The organism is Nonomuraea aridisoli, assembly GCF_003236395.1.
In the GTDB taxonomy this organism is placed as follows: domain Bacteria; phylum Actinomycetota; class Actinomycetes; order Streptosporangiales; family Streptosporangiaceae; genus Nonomuraea; species Nonomuraea aridisoli.
Genome location: NZ_POUD01000536.1, coordinates 1 through 1,778, shown reverse-complemented (window position 1 = coordinate 1,778; position 1,778 = coordinate 1). Strand labels below are relative to the sequence as shown.

Below are 1,778 nucleotides of genomic sequence, written 5' to 3'. Positions count from 1 at the left end.
CCACCTGGGCGGCGGGAGGGTGGCCGCCCAGGTGGTGAGACGTTCGTGGAGCGACGCGGGCGGGTCCGCGTTGAAGCGGGCGCGGAGCTCGGTCACGTGCCAGGCGCGGCCGTACAGCCGGAGCTCGGCGTTGGCGACGATCTCGCCGTCGGCGCCGCGCAGCGCCAGCAGCGCGCACCTGCCCAGTTCGGCCGCCTCCACGTAGTGCGGCGAGCCGATGCAGTTCCCCATGTACGCCGCCCACCCGGCGAGCACGCGCGCATCCCGGGCGCACTCCACGCGCACGTCCGTACCGGGCAGCACCGTGCCGTCGCGTACGGCCAGCGGCTCGGGCAGCGGGAACGCCTCCGACACGGGAAGGTCGGCGGCCAGCCCGGCGGTCAGCTCCTCCCACGTGCGGCACCGCCGCGGCGGCCGGGCGCCGAACGACACGAACTGCGCGGCGGCGGCCAGCACACCGGGAACGGAGGCGGGCAGGCGCACGCGGGTGTCGTCGTCCGGCGGCGGGTCCGGATCGGCATCGGGGCACAGGGGCCCGTAGGCGACGGCGGCGCGCTCGTGGCCGTTGAACCCGGCGAGGGCGTCGGCGAGTTCGGCGTACCACAGCAGGTCGCCGACCGTCTCCACCTCCTCCGGCGGCACGCCCGGCCGCGCGGCGAGCCGTTCCGACAGCGGGGGACGCGACGCGGCCGCCGGCGGCTGCGCCCATCCGGCGGGGTCGCGGTGCGAGGTGTACCCGGCGGCGGCGCGCCATTTCCTCATCCCGGCCTTCGACCAGGCGCGCAGCAACCCCAGGACGTGCTCGTCGCCGAGCAGCTCGGTGACGGCCTCCAGGACGACCTCGGCGTACTCGGCCGCCCTCGCCAGGCGTTGCCGCACGTACTCCTCCGGCGCCGCCCGCGCCGCCAGATCCCTGACGTAGCAGCCCGGGCGGGCGGGAAACCCGGCCATCCCGGGCACCCGGCGCGCCGCCGCTCCGGCTTCGGCGTCGGTCATGTACGCGGACGCCGCGGCGAGTTGCCCGGCGCACCGAGCGACGCCCTGTTCGACGCCGTCCTCCGCCACCGCCACGGCGGTGCGCAGCAGCACGGTCGAGGCCAGGGCGTCGTGCATCGCGCGGCTCGCGATGACCGACCAGTGCCAGGGCTCCGGCCGCCACCGCGCCGCCTGCGCCGCCGTCGGCTCGTGGCCCAGCTCCGTGCGTACGAAGCCGAGCAGGACGTCGTCGGCGTGGGCGCGATGGCGGTCGCGTAACTCGTCCAGCCTGCTCTGCCGTGCCCGGACGGCCCGCAACCGCTCCTTGCGCCTCTCCTCGGCCTGACGGGCCGCCACCCGCAGCCAGAGATCCCGCAGCAGCTCGTACCGCCGCCGCTGCGGGAACCCGCCCAGAACGCGTTCCAGATGATCCGCCACGCCGGACGCCGCGGCCTCCGGCACCCCCTCGACGACCGCCCGCAGGCCACCATCCCCGTGATGAGCGGTGGCGGGGGAGCCCCAGTGCAGGACACGCTCGACCTGTTCGGCGGTGAGCAGGCCGCCGGCGGCCGAGGCCAGGTGGAGCGCCGCCCAGCGGCCCTCGGCGACGGCCTTCGCGGCCGCGGCGGCCACCGGCTTGGTCGCCGCCGTCCCGAACAGCGCCACGGCCACCCTCGTACGATCGCCCAGCCGGTCCAGCCCCGCCGGCCCCAGCACCTGGACGGCGGCCAGCACGGCGTCCCGCCGATCGCCCCGCGCGCCGTCGAGCCGAGCCGACACGAACCCCGGGCCCAGCTCGACCC

General features: G+C 77.1%; 1 protein-coding gene. It reads right to left on the bottom strand.

Annotated elements, in window-relative coordinates; all coding sequences use genetic code 11:
- A partial coding sequence (locus C1J01_RS50845; RefSeq protein WP_181449375.1) for a hypothetical protein occupies nt 1-1,778 on the bottom strand: 1,778 nt, incomplete at both ends.